The following is an 18,119-nucleotide window of genomic DNA, read 5'->3' as shown; positions in this document are numbered from 1 at the left end:
CGCCGGCTGACCACCGGCCTGAGGCCGGGCAACGCCTTCACCCAGTTACGAGACGTCCCTTAGGCTATTGAGTAAGAAACGGAGGCTAGGCCGGATGACATTCGCAGGAGATGACCTTGAGCTGGATCGGCTTGCGCGGCTTCATCTGTCGGCCGCTCGCGCCACCCTCGAGCACTGGCGCACCGCGGATGCGTTCGAGGTCGAGCGTGGTTTGCTAAGGAAGTTCAACGCGACGTACTCCCTAGTCGCCCACTCTATGGCTCAGGTCGCGGCGTCCCTCGCTCTGCATGACCATCACTTGACCTACGCTGCGCGCGTCAACGTGCGCGTAGCGCTCGAACATGCCCTCGCCGCCCAATGGATCGTGCACACCAACGACGGCGAGGATGAGGTCATTGGATCCATGAACAGGATCCACCGGAACATGGTCAGGGACCTGCAGAAAGGCGGAACGGTTATCCCGCCGCAGATGCAATCAGATCTGCATCATCCGCCAGGCGAGCCGCAGGTCCACATCCTCGCCATCTCGGACTGGTTCGACGGCGGTACTGGAGCCATCTACGGCTTGTACCGGCAACTCAGCGGCGCCGTGCATGTCAGCCTCGCAACGCTCACCACGTACCTCGAGTGGCGGGGAGAACGCGAGACGCCCGCACTGCGCCCTGATGGAGTCGGCGGCCGTGATCCCGAGCAGGACTTCGCACTGGGCTGGAGCGCCGTTCTGGCCATGAGTGCGATCGAGCGCCTCCGTAGCGGTCAGCCCTACCTCGGGAAAATCTACAAGATCAGCGATGATCACGAACTCGTGCCGGATCTTCGGCGCGCCGAACCGGCGCCCTGACGTTCGGCATCTAGCCCTGTTCGGCTGCGGTTGCAACGGGGCTTCGGTCATGCATGCCGTCGGAGAGGTTCCAGCGTAGAGCGGACGGCGTGGGACGACCTATTGGGAGCACGCCCACCACGATCAGCCGGGGAGTTTCGGTGGGAGTTCGGGATCGTGACACCACCCAAACGCTGTCGTCGAAGCTCGTGTAGCCGCTCGCGTGGTTGCTGTGGTCCCCGATGAGCAGGATGCCGAAAGGTGGGGTGGTGGCGGTGTAGTTGACTGCCTGGGCGATGTACTTGTCTTCCAGGCTTGGCGCGGTCCAGCCGCTGTTGTGGCGCTTGACCTCGACGTTGTACCGCATTCCCGGCGACGGGGTGTAGGTGATGTCAGTGCGCCCAGAGGCAACGTCGACCACCTCGCGATGCACCGTCCTGTTGGGAAGTCTGGAGATCAGGTGCTGAAGGCAGTCGTTTTGCAGAGCCTTTTCCGGCCACTGCTTCCCAGGCGGGGGAGGACCGAGGTATGCGGTCACGGAGCCCAGGTAGTCGGCCTGGGCGTCGAAGCGATGGTGAACGAACTGCAGGACGTGGCTTAGCAGTGTGGTGAAATGAGCGCTTACTGGGTGCTTCCAGGCAGAACTGCGACTCAACTCTTCAAGGACGCGCTCGAGCGTCTGATCGAGTAGGACGTTCCCTGTGAGGGCGTAGCCGCGCTCGTGGTCAAGCACCATTTTGCGGAGGTGCTCCTGAAGGTCAGGGTCCTCGACGGCTTCGAGCAGCTCCAGGACCGGCTGCCCAGCCGACGATTTTCCCGGCGGCTCCGCTGGTGATCCAGCGCCGAGGGCCGCTCGGCGAGCGCCAATGGCGCCGTGCAGGCTGTTGGCGTCAGGATGTGCGGCCATATATGGATCGACCTTGAGCGCTTGCTCCAGGTGATGGAGTAGACCCATCTCATGAATGAAAGCGGCCTCCACTGAGGGGGACACCAGCCGCTCAAGCCCTCCTGCGCCTGCGAGTGTGTGGACAGCCCGGCTGGCTTCGTAGACCTGCAAAACGCTGGTCAGCACGGCGCTGGCGTCGTACCAGCTCGGCTCATGCAGGTGAGTGGCGGTGGTAGTCAGGGTTGTCACGAGCCGGGCCCAGGCGGCATCGGTCTGGCCTCGGGCTTCGAGCCAACGCGGCTGATGCATACGGCTGGACCAGGCGCCGCGCTGCATGACGACGGCTCCGAGGGAGTCGGCTGCGGCAGCGATGCGGTTACGGATTGCGGGGTCCGGCCCCGAGGCGAGATCCGTGAACAGGAGCACGGCGTCGACGGCGTAGGCGTAGGCGCGCGCGTCGAGGCGCGCCTCCTGGGCGCAGTCGACCCTGTGCATGAGCATCGCTGCGTCACGGAGCAGCCGCGTAATTTCGGCTCGGTCAGATGCTTGCAGGCCGGCCCGCAAGGCAATCACGGCCAATTCGTAGCGAGCGTCGTTGCGGGTGGCTGGTGGTAGATCAAGATGTGTCTCAAGGCTCTGCAACACCGCGACAAGATTCTCGTCGTCGTAGTGGTCGTGTGCGACTCCGATGAGCAGGGGCAGGCGCTCCAATGCCTCAGGAGGCTCTGTGCCGTCGATCTCGGTCAGGATCCACAGGACCTGGTGTGGGTTTGCGTGCTCGCTGATGGATAGCTGCAGCAGGCCAGCGATCGCAGTGTGGGCGTATGCCGGATCGAGGCCGCCCTGGAGTGCGTCAGTGGCGTGACGAGCCAAGGACAGTGCTGTGCTTTTGCCGAACGTGCCTAGCAGTTCGGGGTGTTGGTAAAGGACGTCGAGGGCTTCGGCCAGGACCCAGGCTGCGTGAGGCTCACGGATCCCGGCCTTGATCGCGGCGAGGAGCGGCTCTGTCTGGGCAGCAGGGGGTTGCGAGGCGTCCTGTGCCACCGCTTGCAGCAGGTAGGGAAAGAGCGGGCCCTTAGCCTGAATCCGTGGACAAGGTCACGTCCACTGTGGCTCGAACGGCGTGGAAATGTGACGAGAGTGCCCCCTGGGCTGGGATGATCGGGTTTGTCTAGAACTCGAATCTCACCAGCTCAGAAGGGCACTCTCGGTGCAAGGATCTCACGCTTGGCGTGCGGACGGCGCGGTGTTCGACGAGGACAATCTCGTGTCGTGTGCGGGGCTGGTGCCACTGCTGGAATTGGCCGAGCAGGCCGGGTTGTCCCGGTTGCTGGACGAGCACGTCCGGTTCGCCTGCGAGCGGGTCAAGTCCGGGGCAGCGAACTCGACGCCGAAGCTGACCTCGATCATCGCCGGGATGGCCGCCGGCGCGGACAGCATCGATGACCTCGACGCCGTGCGGTCCGGTGGGATGAAGAAGCTGTTCGGCGGGGTCTACGCGGCCGCGACGCTGGGGATCTTCCTGCGGGAGTTCACCCACGGCCATGCCCGGCAGCTGTCAGCGGTGCTGCGCCGGCATTTGGTCGCGCTCGCCGCGCGGACCCCGGTGCTGGACGGCATCGATCAGCGCGTCTTCATCGACATCGACTCACTGCTGCGCCCTGTGTACGGACACGCCAAGCAGGGCGCCTCGTTCGGGCACACGAAGATCGCGGGTAAGACCATCCTGCGCCGGGGCCTGTCCCCCCTCGCCATCACGATCTCCACCGAGACCGCAGCGCCGGTGGTGGCTGGGGTGCGGTTGCGGGCCGGACGCGCGGGTTCGGCCAAAGGCGCGGCGAGCATGGTCACCGAAGCGATCAACACCGGCAAGGCCGCCGGCGCGGACGCCGGGAACATCGTCGCGCGTGGCGACTCCGCGTACTGCAGCGGCAAGGTCGTCAACGCGGTGGTCAAGGCAGGGGCCATGTTCTCGTTCGCGATAGCCCGCAACCCCGCGGTCGACGCCGCGATCGCCAGCATTCCCGACGAGCAGTACACGCCCGTGCACTACCCCGGCGCGGTCGTCGATCCCGACACCGGGGAGCTGATCTCCGACGCCCAGGTATCCGAAGTGGAGTACACCGCGTTCGCCGGCACCCGCCACGAGATCACAGCCCGGCTCGTCGTTCGGCGAGTGCTCGACGCCAACACTCAGGATCCCCTATTCCCGGTCTGGCGCTACCACCCGTTCTTCACCAACAACCCCGAACCCGTCGGCGAAGCCGACATCACCCACCGCCGCCACGCGATCTGCGAGACCGTCTGGTCCGACCTCATCGACGGGCCCTGGGCCCACCAACCCTCCGGCTCCTTCGGCGCCAACGCCGCCTGGAACATCCTGGCCGCGATCACCCACAACCTGCTACGCGCCGCCGGCACCCTCACCGGCACCGCCCGCTACACGGTGGCCCGAGGCGCCACCCTGCGCACCCATCTGATCAACATCCCGGCCCGGCTCGCCCGACCCCAACGCCGCCCGGTCCTGCACCTGCCCACGCACTGGCCCAGAGCCGACGCCTGGCTCACCCTCTGGCGGGCGGTCTTCGTCACCTGATCCCCACACCCCACACCTGCCACCCCACAGCACGACACACCGCACCGCATCCAACGTGACGACGAGGAACCGAGCACGCTGGGCAGACCAGCAGAACAGCCGCACCCTCAGCCAATCAAGATCGATTCAATCCGACCAAGAGATCAACCCCGAGGCCGATCCACGGATCGAGGCTTAGCCAGGGACAGTGCTTCCACCAGCACGGCGTCCATGCCGCCGAGGTCCGAGATACTCGGGCCCTGATCGAGCTGTTCCTGGGTCGCGGCTGTGGCCCATGCCGCGAGGGCGTTTTCCACCGTGGTCATCCTGCGCTCCCCGGTCAGTGGCGCCGGCCGTGCTCGGGCCCTGGCTCAGTAGATCACTTTCGCGCTAGAACATGTGATCACCATCATTGGTGATGATCCTTCCGTTGGGTAGTAGGCCGTTGATCAGCGGCGGTGTTGCTGTTGTCAGGATGATTTGGAGTGCCGGGAGTTCCTCTGCCAGGTCCCGTAGGGCCATGATCAGTTTGCGGCCTGGTTCCGTTGTCACTTCCTCTGCGCCGACGGCGTCGATCAGCAGCAGCCCCGGGTGGGAGGCGGCGCCTCGCCGAGTGCTGATTCGCAACATGGCGATGACGGTGGCGATCCGCATCCGCAGGCGCTCGCCGCGGCTGAAGTCGTGAAAGGGCGTCTTTTCGCCGTCTTTGATCGCGTTGATCTGACCGTTGCGCTGAATGTCCACCGAGTCGAGGTCTGGGACCCCGAAGGTGCGCGCCAACTCGACGATGTGCTGGTTCAAGTCAGGAAAGAGATGCTTCGCCGCCTCCTTGACCGCGCCCTCGACCACGGAGTGAAACGTGAGGAGGATCTGCTCCGAGCGGTTCGGCTGGGCCGGCTCGCCGCCATCGTCAGAGCCGGTCGCCTGTAGCTGGCCCTCCAACCGGGCCGCTTTGAGGTCCAGATCGCGCATCGCTTGATACGCCCGCGCCACGCTGACGTTGGTGAGCTCCAGGACGGCAGCCCCATGGCGACGCTGGGCCTCCGATGCTTGCTCAGCGCAGACGTCGAGATGCGCTTTGACCTGCTTCCGTGCCTCCCGAGAGTCGCGCACCTGCTCCTCCAGCTCGACGAGCCTGGCGGCCGTCAGCTCCGGATCCACCGGCGGTAGAGGACGGGTACAGACAGCACAGGAGGCGTCCTGGCGCTCAACGGAGTACCGATCCGGTTCGAAGGGCATTTCACAGCGCGAACAGCAGGTCGGCGACAGTCGACCCAGCACCCGCCGAGCCTCTTCCGTCTCCCGGGCATCCATCAGCTGCTGTTCAGACAACAGCCACGCCTGCTCGGCGGCCTGGTGAGCATCCTCGGCGGCCGTGAAGGCATCCCGGGCGGCACGCAGGTCAGCCAGTGCGGCATCAACCGCCGCTAGCGCCCCCTCGGCCAATGGACCGACGGCCCCCTGCGCTTTCACCAGCTGCCGGCGAGTGTCCTCGAGTTCCTGCATCCACTGCGCGCGTTCATGGCCGCGAATCGTCCGGTCCTGATCGGCACGGTGAGCGGCTTGGTTCGTGGACTTTGCGTGCCGCTTCTTCGCCGCGGAGAGGTGAGTCAGCAGAGACGTGTACGGGATCCCGATGAACAGCTCCAGCAACTTCGCTGGCAGCGCTCCCGGTACGTCTCCGAGCAGGAGTTTTTCTCCCCCCGGGTTGAGGTAGAAGGCGCCAAAGTACGCCGGCCAGCCGTGCACCTGAGCGGCACCCGCGCCGTCTAGCCCGCCACTCTTGTTCCAGAGCTCCGTGGAATCCAGGCCAAGCGATTCCCGCATGAAGGCCCCGATGAGCTGCTCCACCGGCTCCTCGCCGTCGGCGCTGACCAGCATCCGAAGCTCGCCGTCATCCGTGGCCAGCAGGTGGCCCTCGGTGTCGGCCGACAGCAACACAGCGGTCACACGGGGGCGCCCGCTCGACACATCCTGGTTGATCACCACGCGGACGTGCTGGCCGCTGACGGTGACGTCGACGGCGATGCGTCGGACCCAGGCTTTGACGTGGTTAGGCAAATCGCGTGGTCGGCCCCGTAGCCCCCATACCACGAACTCCAGCAGGCTCGTCTTCCCGGCGGAGTTGCTCGGGTGCATGATCGCCCAGACGCCGGCGTCCAAGCGCTGGTCGATGTTGATTTGTTCGCCGGTCTTCTTGACGCCCTCGACGCGCAGCCGCAGCACTTTAATGCGCCGATGCGGCGGGATCGGGCTGGGCAGGGTGATACCGAATTCCCGCAGCACGGTCTCTACATCGGCCACCGTCGCCGAGGACTTCGCCGCGGCGGTCGCCAGCAGCTCGCCGGGGCTGGGTGGGGTCCAGGTCCGCACCGCCGCAGGGCTCACAGTGGCCGTCACCGGACCAGCTCCTCAGGGGCAGCGGGGGCAGTGGCGGCCGGGACAGCGGCCCGGACTTCGGCCAGCCGGCGGCGGGCCTGTTCCGTGATCGGCGGGATGTAGGAGCCGATGGGGGTGTCGGCGTATTCGCGCTGTAGGTACTGGCGAGCCTTGATGTGGCTGCCACCCAAGCTGTCGACGAGGGCAACCACGGTCCGGGTCCGATCGCCGTACCAGCCGAGCGCGGGTGCTTCCCTCAGGAGGTCGGCCGCGGTCGTCTGCCCCTTCTCGAGCAGGTAATAGTTGTGCTGAAGGACTCTGCGCTCGCCGAGCCGGTCGTGCTTACGCGCTAAGCCCCTCTCGATGAGAACCGACAGGGCGTTGTCCAGCTGCTCGAAGGCGCCGAAGCGGTGCCGCAGCATGGGAAAACGGCGAAGGTCGGGCTCTTGCGACGACAAGATGCACTCCGCCTCGTCGACAAGTCCTGGTGAGTCCGGGTGGGACTCGTACTCGTTCAGAAGCTCGTTGGCGAGGTAGTCCGGGTAGCGGACCCAGAAGTCCAGCTTCTGCAACCGCACCTGGGTGCGAACGATGCCTACGGCAGTCGGTGGTGCCTCGCTGTCGTCGACCACCGGTTTCGCGGCTGTGTTGATCAACAACAGGAGCCGAACTGCGTCTTGCCAGAGGCTGGCGTGCCGGACCATCACCTGAGTCACGTGTAGAGCCAACCGGATCACCACAGTGTGTGTCTAGGCCCGTCGCGCGCTGTAAGGCGACTTCTGGCCGAGGCGGTCGATCTACGAGCCGATCGATCGAACACCCAGCGCCGGCTGGCTGACGTCAGCCAGGACGGCGGTTGATCCGTGGCTGCTCGGTGGCTGCTCGTCCGACGCGCATCCCCTCCGTCCCGCTTCGTCCGCGTGGTCTCCTTGACGTCCGGTCTGATCCCGGCCGGCGGCGGAGTGGATCACGAATCCATCGACGAGTCCGTAGCATCAAAGGCCAGCGACCGCGGATCGCTACCTCAGTTTCCTAGAGCACCCGTCGCACATCACCTGGCAAAGCTACGTCGCACATCAGCTGACGGATCACACAGAGAGGCCCCGGCTATGTAGCCGGGGCCTCGTAGTAGCGGATGGGAGCTCAGGATGTCTGGCGCCGGCAGGTTACTCCCACTCGATGTAGGCCTTCGTGGCCCGGGAGCTGCTGTTGCAGTACCGGGTGTCCCACCAGGAGACGTAGCGGTCGAACCAGGGCCCGCGCACCGTGTACGTGTAGTACGAGCCGATGACCTTGCACTCGACGGCGAGGCGGGTCCTGCGGCCCTCGTAGCTGCAACCGCCGCCACCGGCGTTCCAATAGACCTCCCCTCGGCAGGTGTGGGCCTGGGCCGGGGTGGCGCTGAAGGTCACGGTGCCGCCCACGAGAGCGAGGGACGTCAGAGCGGTGGCGATGAACTTCTTGCTGCGTCCAGCGGGAGTTTCCGTTAGGCGGCTGACGGTGTTTTCCACGTTCACTCCTTTGTCGAGGTTGTGCGGGGTGACTGGTGCGATTTTTGGCCGGCTTTATACATCAAGCGGCGGGACTGCCCTACCAGATGCAGCCGAGCGGTGCGTCGGAGCAGATGTGTCGGGTCACGCTGCGCCCAAAGGTGGGCCGGTTGACGCCGAAGCCCGTCTTGTACTCCTTCACCTGGCCGCTCAGTACGCCCTTGCATCCCACCTTGATGGTCAGCCAAGTGCCGTCCTTGGAGACGTTGGAGAGGCTGAGGCTGTAGCTCTTGATCTGGATGAGCTTCAGTGCGCCAGGAACGGCACGGTTGACGCTCGTCCAGAGGTCGCTCTTGGCCCATCCGCGTTCGCCGTTGGTTGCCTCGTACCACACCCAGGTGGCTTCTTGGGCGCCGCCGCAGTCGAGGTGCCCGCTCACGTTGACCTGCGGGTCGTTCCAGGTGGCCTGAGCCGGTCCGGCGGAGACCAGACCGCCGGCAGCGGCGGCGACAAGGGCTGCTGTCCATATCTTCAGCTGGGCCAGCCGGGTGATGTTGCGCATGGCAGATTCCTTTCTTCTCACGATGGCGTTCCATCTCTTGGGGGGAGGCGGAACGCGGCTTCCAGGACCTTGAAGTAATGGGCGAGGGTCGCGAATGCCATGTCGCGGCTGACTAGTCCCCAGCCTTCGTTGACGTCGATGGCGCGGGGATGAACGCCGACTCCGGCGCGTACGTGCCACCCCGCTGCGAGGTCAATCCGCAGCGGCGCGTTGGTCGGCTCAGACCGTCTGGTCGTAACGACGACGCCGTCGCAGAGCTTGAGATTCTTGTGCCACGGACTCCAAATGAGCCGGGCCCGGCTCTCGGTGGCCTTGCCGAACCGCAAAAACTGCACCCAGACCGGCCCGACCCAGTACGACGGAAAGGTGATCTCGACGCCGCGATCGACCTCCTGAATCGCCGTCACTTCGGCGGTGCACGTCCGGCCATCGGCCCCGAGCGCCATATCAAGGCGCTCGACCAGGTCCGGTATACGGGGTGCTGACCCATGCTCCAGCCGATGAAGGTGATCCTTAGTGACGGCGGACAAGTCCGGGTCCAGCGCGGAGGTCAACTGGGCGAGGTCGGACAGGCTCAGGCCGCGTGCGACACGGAGCCGCCGATATCGCTCGCTGCCCCAATGCTGTGGCACTCCATCACGGGACGCATCAACGCTGCTCACGTCAATGCCGGTGGACACCGCCGCCTTCATCGCCGCCAAGACAGCGTGCCGAGCCACCTCGACGCGATGCCCGAAGTGCCCGAAGTGCTGCTTGAGGTTGTCGAACCAACGGTCGGAGCCGCCGAACTCGTGGGGCAGCCATGCCCGGCTGGCCTGCGCCAGGGCATGGTCGAGGGGACCTCGCGGCCCGACGACCGCGAACCGGACCGCGTCGATGACGTCCGTGCCGATGTTGGTGGGTAGCACGCCGTATCCGAAGTCGACCCAGCCAGGTCTGTCGAGCCGGACGATCACGGCTGGATTAGATGCGAACGCGTACGCCTGCACGAAGACCCCCTCACCGGCCGGGACCTCGCAGTCGAGTCGGAACGGGCCGGCGTCGATTCGTGCGACCCCGGGCTGCCCGCCCGCGACACGGAGCCACGCCCAGCATGGCCGTGACTCTCCCTGGAAGTTCTGCCACCATCGCGGCGTCGCATCGAGCGCATCGGGCGTCCGGAGCGCGGCATATAGGCCGTGCAACGTTCCACCGACACCGAAACAGGTATCGAGGGCAGCCAGTTGGTGCGGTCTCGGCCCGTCGGTTCGGCCGGTTTCCCAGTTATGAATTGTTGTCGGACTTTCCACTCCAACAGCCCGAGCAAGTTCTTCGAGGCTGAGTTCGGACTGCTCTGTGCGCCACCACCGCAGCAGTGCGGCTCGGCTGTGCAACTGGTTGGCCATGTCAACCTCCGTCCTTCCTCGCCGCTCGTTCGCCTTCGCGGTCAGCGTTGTCCAGCAGGGTGCCGGAAACCCGCAGAGTGCATCAAGGAAGACGGCAGAAAGTGCAACGGAACTTGAAAACCTTGATCATTCGGCAAGTCATTTCGGCAACGAGCGAGCGGGGCAACGCCAGGCAATTGATCAGGGCGGGCGTTGTCGCGCGTGGCGGCCCAGAAGCGGGGGCGGGCACGTAAGCGGGTGTTCAACAGCCCTGCTGTCAGTCGGACGTTAGGTGTTCGAGGATCTTGGCGGCGTTGCCCGTCCGGCCGATCTCCGGCAGGGTGTCGATGGAGATCAGACAGGGGGTGGGCCCAGGTGCGTCGCCGAACTGCGTGGTCGGTCGGGCGTCTCAGCGTTCTGGCTGTGCTTCTGGGAATCATCGGAAACATCGCCGCTGGCACGGTGACCGTCTCAGGAAAATGGCAGATTGTCGTCTGGACCGGTACGGCATTGCTGGCTGCGGGCGTCGTGCTGGGAGAGGCCATGGCCCAGCCTGGTGCGGCGGACGGTCCAGAGCGCAGCCTTCGGGATGCTGTGCTGGCACACTGCCTCGCCGAGCTGGAGTTCCGCGGCGTGACCGATCCGTATCCGCTCCCAGTTTCGTGGCGGACAGCTCCGGCCGACCTGCTTGACCATCCGGATGCCCAGCCCGTCGTCGCCGAGGCGGGCCAGGATCAGGTCGCGCAGACCTACGCCGCGATTGCGTCGGGCCGACTGGTCGTCCTAGGTGACGCCGGCGCCGGGAAGAGCGTCCTGGCGCTGATCCTCGCGCTGCAACTCGCCGAAACCGGCCCTGTAATTCCCGTGGTCCTCGACCTGCGGAGGTATCACCCAGAGGACCCCTTCAACGACTGGGTGCTGAGGATGATCGAATCCACCTACGCGCAGGCCCCTGAGTCCATCGTTCCCTTAATCCAGGGGCGGCAGCTGGTGCTGGTCCTCGATGGGCTAGATGAGGTGGACCACGGCTGGCAGGGCAAACTGCTGCGTGCACTGAACGCTAGCTTATTTCCGTTAGTCGTGACGTGCCGTGTGGACGACTACCGGCGGCTCGCGCATACACATGGCGTCCTGCGATCGGCTGCGGGGGTCGTCCTTCAACCACTGACCGAAGTCCAGGTCATTCACTACCTGCGGCGGTCGGCTCCGCCCGCGGCAACGAAGTGGGATGATCTCTTCGCAGCTGTGAAATCCTCCGGCCCGGAGGCGCGCCGGAGGATCTTCGACAGCCTGGGAAACCCGCTCATTCTTAGTCTTGCCCGGTACGTCTACGGACACCACCGGCGACCCGATCCGGTCGAGATGATGGACGACCGGCGGTTTCCGGATGCGGCCGCGATCGAGCAGTACCTGATCGATCGGTACATCTCTATCGCCTACGCCGACCGGGATGTCGCCTCGGCCGTCGCCCCGCGGTCCCGGAGCCGCTGGTCGAAGGACGACACCCGGCGCTGGCTCGCATTCGTTGCCCGGTTCCGTCACCAATTTCCCGACGAACTGATATTCAGCGTGCCCCGCGACACCACAGTCCAATGTCTATTGGCCGCCCTGACGGCCTTAGTGGGGACCGTGGCGGTATTTGGCGCCAACCAACGCTCGCCGTTCGGCCCACTTGTGGCGGTCGTCGCTGCAGTCGGCTTCGCGCTGCTTGCCTATCTTGCCGTTCTGTTCCCGCACGGACCGCCGACCGGGCCCGTACCTCGGCCGCCACCCTATGGGCTGATCTACCGCCGGACGGGAAAGCTTCGGCAGCTCAGGGAGGAATTCGGCGATCCCCTGGTACTCCAGCTGACCGTCCCCGCGACGCTAGCCCTGCCCGTCGGGTTGCTGGTGACGGTCGTCGCATCCGGCCATCTGTTGTTTCCGCAAGAACGCGACGCAAGCGTCAGCGCTGCGCTGGCGGTGGGTGCCTGGTCCTGGCTCGCACTGGCATTTCTGTTCCTCTGCCGCCGGGTCTTCGGCGGCATCGCGAACGTCGTTGTCACGGAGAGCGTAGCCACCTACAGGCTCGGGCTATGGGACGCGCTCGCGGCCGACCGGCGGCGGGTGCTCGCGCTGTGGGTCCTGGTGGCCGCCCCGATCGCCGTAGTCTTCGGACTCGTCCTTGCCCCAATGTTGCCCGCAACTGTCGCCGCTGTCGCGGCGGGATGCGCCTTTGTGGTTTTCGCGATCCAGTTGTGGCAGGGCGCCTGGCGGGACTACACCGTCGGGCATCTGTATTTCGTGGCCCGCGGCGACCTCCCCTGGAGGCTCAGGGCCTTCCTCACTGAAGCCCGCGAGCACGGCATTCTGTATGAGTCGACGCAAGCCTACGGCTTCCGCCACGAACGTTTGCGCAGTCGTCTCGCCTCCTCCGAATTCAGCAGGTGAAGCCGGGCAGCAGCAGCCGGTGCGCACGCAGCAAGGTCGTACCTCGCCGCACCGCGAGTTCGGCGCTACCGACCGAATCGGAGCCTTGCAGCGCCTCACCATGACAGTCGAACGCCCCACGTCAGCATGCGGATCCTCGGACTGGAACCCGTCATGGCGCCGCAATCCCGCAGTCTCCGGGGGGCGTCCTCGTCGATCACGGCCCACACTGCATATACCTTGCCGAATGGCTGACCGGGATGCATGTCCGAATGGTCGGCTGCACGATGAGATACAGCACCCTGGGCGTAGAGGATCACGCCGAGTTGCGGCTCGACATGAGCGGCAAGATCAAAGCACACATCCTGCTCTCGTGGGGAGCGCCGCACCGGAGGACCACCTATAGCCTCACCGTCGCACGCGGCACGGTCCTTCTGAACGACGACATCCTCGTCGAGGACAGCCCCGCCGGGCGACACACCTGGCGAGTGGCCGAGACTCCAGGGAGTCGCCATGCCCACGATGACTGGCTACCCGCACTCGCCGACGACGTACTCCGCCAGGTGATCGCCGCCGCTACGGGAGCAGAGCTCGCACGGTCCGCACTCGTCGTCGCACAGACGATCACAGCCGCTTATGCATCAGCCGCTCAGGGCGGCGTGCCGTACCGCCTGCCGGGCAGTCTGAGCGAACTCCAATGATCTGGACGGGTGATGTCGCGGCGAAGACGGCGGCGGACTCACATGCAAGACGCGGGCACCGAGCCGAAGCCCCAGCAGGGCCGGTTGCCGTGCCCGCCTCACCGCGACGTGCGTGAGGCGCGCAAGTTGCCAACGTCGGCAAGACGTCGTGAACGCGTCTCTGGCACTTCACAACACCGCCGCACTGCCGCCACCATCATCGATGAGCGTGACTGCCTGCCCGCCCATTGACGATGGAGGCCCCACATGCCGCGACTGACACTCGACACCCTGCCGCTCGCCCGCCGCCGTCCGCGCGCCGTAGCTATCGCGATCGCCGCCCTCGTAAGCGCGACTCTCGCGGTCACGAACGCCACTCCCGCGTCGGCGACGCCTCCCGGAATCCCGTCGAAGGCAACAGCGCAGTCACAGCTCAACGCCCTGACCGTGGCGACCCAGGGCTCGACCAGCGGCTACTCCCGGGATCTGTTCCCGCACTGGATCACGATCACCGGTAGCTGCAACACCCGTGAGCAGGTCCTCAAACGCGACGGCACGTCCGTCGTCGTCGACAGCTCCTGCGCGGCCACCTCTGGCCGTTGGTACAGCCCCTACGACGGCGCGACCTGGACGGCGGCCTCTGACGTCGACATCGACCACGTCGTCCCCCTGGCTGAGGCGTGGCGCTCCGGGGCCAACTCGTGGACGACCAGCCGCCGGCAGAGCTTCGCCAACGACCTCACCCGCCCTCAGCTGATCGCGGTGACGGACAACGTCAACCAGTCCAAGGGCGACCAGGATCCCTCCACCTGGCAGCCACCGCTGTCGTCGTACCGGTGCACCTACAGCAAGATGTGGATCACCGTGAAGTACAGCTGGGGCCTGACCCTGCAGTCGTCGGAGAAGTCCGCCCTGCAGGCCATGCTCAACACCTGTAGCTCCTGACCACGATCCGGCTGACGGTCCACGCCCCGAGGCGCAGACCGTCAGCCGGATGCTAGGTCTGCTGTGGCGGCTGGCTGTCGCCGGACTGCTTGCGCCATTGGCCGCTCGCATCGGCGGCGAGCAGACGCTTGACCATGGCGAGTGCCTCGCCTTCGGTGTCGAACTCCCACCGGAGCACCCGGCCGGTCTCGCTGTCGCCGGCGCGTGCGGTGACCTTCCACCGGATCTCGCGGACGAGCCACACATCTCGGCGGCCCAGTCGCCCCCAGATCCCGTTCCACCAGCGCGCCGCCACATCCTCCACCAGCGAATCGTACAAGCGTTCGATCAGCGGATGATGTTGGGTAGCGATGTGGCAGGGCTGGGGTGGTGTCGTTCTCTAGTCGGAACACGGGCCGCTTTGGCTTTGGTCGGTCGGCAGCCCATGCTGACGTCACTGGTCTTGGGGAACAGGGCCCTCGTACCGGAAGGTTGGCGGGTCCACCTCGCCGACGCAGCGGAGGTAGCGGTGCTGCACCGGCCGGCTGGGATGATCGCGGGCACCGAGGTAAGCGCCGCTCTGCGGCAGGACGATGGCCTGCGGAAGGAATCCGTCGTCGTCAACCTCAATGTGGGTGAAGCGGCCATCGGCAGGGCCGCCGAGCAGCCATGCCTCGACGGCGGGCATCAGCGATTCACCGTCAGGGTGGCGGCGGCTGTCAGCAGCCCGGCTACGGCGGCGAGGAGGGCGGCCGTCGCGCCGATGAGACCGGTGACACCGGCGAGGTGCTCCAGTGGTGTCGGCCTGTCCGTGCGCCGTGATCGGCTGCGTCCACCCCGGGTCATGGCGGCACTCCTTCGTCGCTGGATGGGACGTGGCATCGTCCCCGCGCAGCTACTTCAGCAGGGGTAGTCCGGCCGATCAAAGCCTGATCCGCAAAGTTGTGGACAACTCAGGTGCCTGTGGATAGCCGGATGATCACTGCGATCGTCTGAGATCATGCGCCGCTCGCCGCCGATCCCGAGCGAGGTGGGTTGATGAGAGCTCCGCCATGCGCCCACACGTGGTGACCGTCGCGCCATTGAATAGCTGGCCCGGCGTCTGCATGGAGACGGTCCTGCCCGTCGAGTGTGAGCAGGATGGGCCGCTCGCTCATGACCACTGTTTTGGGGAAGGGCCACCAGGGTCCGCTGGTGAGCGCGACGTCGCGGCAGCCCTGCCAGGCAGAGCCGGGGTCCGTATCGAAGACTCTGCGGTAGGTGTCGATGGCGGCCAGGACGATGAGGTCGGGGTAGAAGCACCAGGCCGGGTCGAAGAATCGGTCGTTGACCTCGGGTGTGCTGTAGCGGACGACGGCACGAGCCTCATCGTTCTGGTCGACGCCCCCGTGCTCGTCGGACCAGTACCAGGCCGGTTGGAGCGCGTAATCGGCGCTGATCGCGCGGTCAATCGCCGACCACGCAGGGCTGAGAACGTGCCGGTAGGTCTGGTGCACGGCGTGAAGCACGGGCCGCAGCGCCGATCGCTCGGACGGCAGGACCGGTGGACACCGGTAGGGGCGCTCCATGAGGTCGTAGCGCTCGTCCATGCCGTCGTAGCGTTGCTCGCCGTAGAACCCTTTGCGTTCGAAGTAGTAGTGGAACTCGCCGAAGGCGCTGAACCGCTCGGTGTCGCTGGCCCGGTCGATGACTGGGGCGCGGGCTGCGGACAACGCCTGATTCAACACTGCGCGGCGCACGGAACTGACGAGTGGAGCCTGCCCCTCATCAAGGAAGCTCCTGATGACCTTGATCGCGGCCCAGGGAGACGGGCACCAGATGAACTGTGTGGGCTCGGGCTTGCCTGCGGTGCGGTAGGCGGCGCGGGCTGCGGCTTCTGCGGTGTCGTGGTCGGCGGGTTCGGTTGTCAGGACTGCGCGGGTCCATGTGCGGGCGATGCTGTCGGTGGGGTGGGTGGGTGTGTTCGAGGCCTTCACGGTTCCATCCAATGCGTGTTGATGACGTTGGCAAGAGGCACCCAGGCGGGAAGCGGCCTCACCACGAGAAATTCGTCGAGGAGGCTTGTCGGCGGTTCGGCGGACGGTGACGCTGGTGCGGTTTCGGCTGAGCTCTGCTGGCAGCGAGTGATTGACAGGTGACGTGAATGTGATCCTCATGTTTGACTATGAATATGGGGTCGGGGGAAGCGCGGTTGTCGATCGACTGTGGCAGCGCCGGCACCCAGGCCGTCCTGGCGTCGGCCGACGGCAGCGCGCATGTGCTGTCATTCGACGGGAATCCATCCCTACACAGCGCGTCGTATATGCCCACGAACGGACAGGCGGCGGGGCAGCCCGCAGCGTTCATTCCGCGCCCGCGCCATCCTGCGGAGGGCACGACAACAGGTGACACCGGCGGGGACGCGCTGGAGGTGGCGGCGTCGCCGCTGCGCAGGGTCGCCGCCGAAGCCGAGCGGGTCGTCGGTCAGCCGGTGCGGGATGTGCGGGTGGTCGTCCCGGCGGGATGGGGGCCTCGGCGGCGGACCTGGATGCGGCAGGTCGCACACCGGGCGGGGTTGCCGCAACCGCGTCTGGTGGAGGCCCCGGTGGCGGTCGCCGAGTATCTGCTCACCACTGGTGCGCAGGTGCCGGTCGGTGCGTTCCTTGTCGTCTGTGACGTCGGCGCTGGCGCGGAGGTGACGGTGCTGCGCCGCGGGCCGGCCGGGTTCGAGGTCCTCGCGACCCTCGCGGACACCGCGGCTGGCGGCACGGCAGTCGATCACGCGCTCGCCGACGCCCTCATCGGCACGTCGACGGAAGAGGTTCAGCGCGCGGCGGTGGCGGACAGCGTTCGGGTCGCCAAGGAAGCGTTGGTGAGCCATCCGGCTGTCACGGTTCCGCTCCCGGACCGGCCGCCGGTAGTCGCGAACAGCGCGATGCTCGACGAGGCCGTCCGGCCGGTGGCGTGGCGCGTCGCGCAGTTGACGCAGGAGACAGTTGCCGCCGCTGAACTCACGGTCGGCGACCTCGGCGGTATCTACTGTGTGGGCGGCAGCGCCCAGCTACCGCACCTGGCCGCGGCGATCGCCGAGCACACAGGCGCCGCACCCATAGTCGTGCCCGAGCCGGCGCTGGTCGCGGCCCGAGGCGCCGCTGATATCGGCGCGGTCGATACCGCGACGGTCGAGCGGGTGGAGGTGCCGGTGCCGCCCGTGCGGCGGGCGGCGGCGATCGCGGTCCCAGGCTTCGCGTCGCTGGCCCTGATCTGGCAATGCCTGCTGACCGCCGAGGAGCATGGGGTGCTCGGTGTGTACTACTCGGTGAGTGTGAACTGGGGCGAGTTCACGATGGCGGCGGTGATGGCTCTGCTGGCCTGCCTGGCCGCGGGCACCGTCCTCGGCTCGCTCATCGCCGCCCGCAGTCCCACGCCCGGCACCCGGACCGAAGGGGGACGGGTCAGCGTTGGGATCCTCGCCGCGGTGTCCCTCGGCGCGGCGATCGCTGGCCTGTACGCGGTGGTCACCAGCCAGTACTTCCACATGCCGGTCGGCCCGTATCTGAAGTGGGCGCTGTGGCCGATCGCGCCGGTGTCGGTGATGGCCGTGGCGATGGCGGTCGTCGCCGCCCGGCAGTGGCGTTCCCCGCACGGCGGCTGGTCGGCGTTGCTGGCCGCGCCGGCCGGATCCATCGTCGCCGCAACCCTCGGCATGGGGTTGATCCAGTACTCCCTGACCGCCGACCGGTGGCCGGACCGGATCCTGTGGATCGACATCGCCGGCCGCGTCGGCGGTCTCCTCCTCGGCGTCGCCGTGGTCATGGCGGTGGTGACGCCCTTGATATTCCGCCTCATCCTCGCCGCCCCGCTGGCGGTGATCTTCGCGGCGATCGTCAGTAGACGGGCCGCCGGGATGCTCGGCGTCATCTACGCCATCGCCGTCGCGATCTGGTGGGCTACTCGGCTATGGAGCCGTGTCCTGCGCCCCGCCCCACCCACTCCCGCACCGCCCACGGGTCCGGTTCGGGCGGACATGTCACCGGGTGGAGGCGGGTGA

At 66.5% G+C, this 18,119-nt stretch carries 17 protein-coding genes; 6 read left to right on the top strand and 11 right to left on the bottom strand.

What is annotated here, in order from left to right; genetic code table 11:
* Window positions 1–94 precede the first annotated feature (94 nt).
* Complete coding sequence (locus V6U86_RS22690; protein ID WP_334506171.1) at window positions 95–841, top strand: hypothetical protein; 747 nt, start codon at window positions 95–97, stop codon at window positions 839–841.
* Between the two features lie 10 nt (window positions 842–851).
* Here V6U86_RS22690 and V6U86_RS22685 read toward each other — a convergent pair whose 3' ends face one another.
* Window positions 852–2,750 carry a hypothetical protein gene (locus tag V6U86_RS22685; RefSeq protein ID WP_334506169.1) on the bottom strand — a complete coding sequence of 633 codons (1,899 nt, stop codon included), beginning with the start codon at window positions 2,748–2,750 and terminating at the stop codon, window positions 852–854.
* A gap of 166 nt (window positions 2,751–2,916) precedes the next feature.
* Between V6U86_RS22685 and V6U86_RS22680 the strand changes: the two genes are divergently transcribed.
* Window positions 2,917–4,302, top strand: a complete 1,386-nt coding sequence (locus tag V6U86_RS22680; RefSeq protein ID WP_334506167.1) for an IS1380 family transposase — start codon at window positions 2,917–2,919, stop codon at window positions 4,300–4,302.
* 143 nt (window positions 4,303–4,445) lie between these two features.
* Here V6U86_RS22680 and V6U86_RS22675 read toward each other — a convergent pair whose 3' ends face one another.
* The 6 genes from V6U86_RS22675 to V6U86_RS22650 form a co-directional block, all read right to left on the bottom strand.
* Window positions 4,446–4,607, bottom strand: a complete 162-nt coding sequence (locus tag V6U86_RS22675; RefSeq protein ID WP_334506165.1) for a hypothetical protein — start codon at window positions 4,605–4,607, stop codon at window positions 4,446–4,448.
* Window positions 4,608–4,671: 64 nt separating this feature from the next.
* Window positions 4,672–6,681 carry a hypothetical protein gene (locus tag V6U86_RS22670; protein WP_334506163.1) on the bottom strand — a complete coding sequence of 670 codons (2,010 nt, stop codon included), beginning with the start codon at window positions 6,679–6,681 and terminating at the stop codon, window positions 4,672–4,674.
* Entirely contained in the window at window positions 6,678–7,400 is a 723-nt protein-coding gene (locus V6U86_RS22665) for a hypothetical protein (RefSeq protein WP_334506161.1), read from the bottom strand. Before V6U86_RS22665 ends, V6U86_RS22670 begins: the two co-directional genes overlap by 4 nt.
* 426 nt (window positions 7,401–7,826) lie before the next feature.
* Window positions 7,827–8,171, bottom strand: coding sequence for a hypothetical protein (locus V6U86_RS22660; RefSeq protein WP_334506159.1), 345 nt, complete (start codon window positions 8,169–8,171; stop codon window positions 7,827–7,829).
* A 79-nt stretch (window positions 8,172–8,250) separates the two neighbouring features.
* Window positions 8,251–8,712, bottom strand: a complete 462-nt coding sequence (locus V6U86_RS22655; RefSeq protein ID WP_334506157.1) for a hypothetical protein — start codon at window positions 8,710–8,712, stop codon at window positions 8,251–8,253.
* A 17-nt stretch (window positions 8,713–8,729) separates the two neighbouring features.
* The gene (locus V6U86_RS22650) at window positions 8,730–10,097 is read right to left on the bottom strand and encodes a helix-turn-helix transcriptional regulator (protein WP_334506155.1); all 1,368 of its coding nucleotides are present in this window, start codon (window positions 10,095–10,097) and stop codon (window positions 8,730–8,732) included.
* A 402-nt stretch (window positions 10,098–10,499) separates the two neighbouring features.
* Between V6U86_RS22650 and V6U86_RS22645 the strand changes: the two genes are divergently transcribed.
* The 3 genes from V6U86_RS22645 (at window position 10,500) to V6U86_RS22635 (ending at window position 14,110) form a co-directional block, all read left to right on the top strand.
* On the top strand, window positions 10,500–12,506 hold the full coding sequence (locus V6U86_RS22645; protein ID WP_334506153.1) for an NACHT domain-containing protein: 2,007 nt from the start codon (window positions 10,500–10,502) through the stop codon (window positions 12,504–12,506).
* A 164-nt stretch (window positions 12,507–12,670) separates the two neighbouring features.
* Window positions 12,671–13,186, top strand: a complete 516-nt coding sequence (locus V6U86_RS22640; RefSeq protein WP_442934992.1) for a Gfo/Idh/MocA family protein — start codon at window positions 12,671–12,673, stop codon at window positions 13,184–13,186.
* Between the two features lie 246 nt (window positions 13,187–13,432).
* Window positions 13,433–14,110: an HNH endonuclease family protein gene (locus V6U86_RS22635; RefSeq protein WP_334506149.1), complete on the top strand. Its 678-nt coding sequence runs from the start codon at window positions 13,433–13,435 to the stop codon at window positions 14,108–14,110.
* Window positions 14,111–14,162: 52 nt separating this feature from the next.
* On the opposite strand, the gene V6U86_RS22630 is transcribed toward V6U86_RS22635, so the two are convergent.
* From V6U86_RS22630 to V6U86_RS22615, 4 genes are all read right to left on the bottom strand, one after another.
* Complete coding sequence (locus V6U86_RS22630) at window positions 14,163–14,414, bottom strand: hypothetical protein (RefSeq protein ID WP_334506147.1); 252 nt, start codon at window positions 14,412–14,414, stop codon at window positions 14,163–14,165.
* Window positions 14,415–14,543: 129 nt separating this feature from the next.
* The gene (locus V6U86_RS22625; protein ID WP_334506145.1) at window positions 14,544–14,777 is read right to left on the bottom strand and encodes a hypothetical protein; all 234 of its coding nucleotides are present in this window, start codon (window positions 14,775–14,777) and stop codon (window positions 14,544–14,546) included.
* Window positions 14,777–14,935, bottom strand: a complete 159-nt coding sequence (locus V6U86_RS22620) for a hypothetical protein (protein WP_334506143.1) — start codon at window positions 14,933–14,935, stop codon at window positions 14,777–14,779. The genes V6U86_RS22625 and V6U86_RS22620 overlap by 1 nt, the downstream gene beginning before the upstream one ends.
* A 152-nt stretch (window positions 14,936–15,087) precedes the next feature.
* Window positions 15,088–16,065, bottom strand: coding sequence for a DUF6745 domain-containing protein (locus V6U86_RS22615; protein ID WP_334506141.1), 978 nt, complete (start codon window positions 16,063–16,065; stop codon window positions 15,088–15,090).
* A 326-nt stretch (window positions 16,066–16,391) separates the two neighbouring features.
* Here V6U86_RS22615 and V6U86_RS22610 point away from each other — a divergent pair, with 326 nt between their 5' ends.
* A complete protein-coding gene (locus V6U86_RS22610; RefSeq protein ID WP_334506139.1) occupies window positions 16,392–18,119 on the top strand; it encodes an Hsp70 family protein in 1,728 nt (575 codons plus the stop codon).

It is taken from the genome of Micromonospora sp. CPCC 205558 (assembly GCF_036902955.1).
GTDB lineage: Bacteria > Actinomycetota > Actinomycetes > Mycobacteriales > Micromonosporaceae > Micromonospora.
This window is presented reverse-complemented; position numbering and strand designations above follow the sequence as displayed.